The sequence below is a fragment of the Vibrio sp. 378 genome, from assembly GCF_033339435.1.
This window is the reverse complement of sequence record NZ_JAWOUO010001302.1, coordinates 1-500: the sequence shown is the minus strand read 5'-3', so window position 1 is coordinate 500 and position 500 is coordinate 1. Positions and strand designations below refer to the sequence as shown.

Sequence of the window (500 nt, the reverse complement as noted above, 5' to 3'; positions counted from 1 at the left end):
CCGATCATGCGGTCATCGTTGAAAACGATCTAATTCAATCCATTGTGCCCGTTGCTGAACTACCGAAAGGCATTGAAGTAAAAGATCTTAATGGAGCTAACTTAAGTCCTGGTTTTATCGACCTGCAACTGAACGGTTGTGGCGGCGTCATGTTGAACGATGCTATCACAGCAGAAACGATGCAAATCATGCACGAAGCAAACCTAAAGTCGGGTTGTACCAGCTTCCTTCCTACGCTTATTACGTCTTCTGATGAAGATATGCGCGCGGCAATCGCCGCAGCTCGCGAATATCACAAAAAATACCAAAACCAATCGCTTGGCTTACATCTTGAAGGCCCATACCTTAACGTCGCGAAAAAAGGTATTCATAGCGTTGACTTCATCCGTCCATCCGATGACGGCATGATTGACCTTATTTGCTCAAATGCAGACATCATTGCCAAAGTAACTCTTGCGCCAGAGCAGAACGACCCTGAACATATCGCACGCCTAAAAGCT

The 500-nt window shown here is 46.0% G+C and carries 1 protein-coding gene; it reads left to right on the top strand.

The window, feature by feature from the left end:
• Positions 1-500, top strand: a 500-nt coding sequence (locus tag R7Q48_RS31685; RefSeq protein WP_318134441.1) for an amidohydrolase family protein, incomplete at both ends; no start/stop codon positions are given.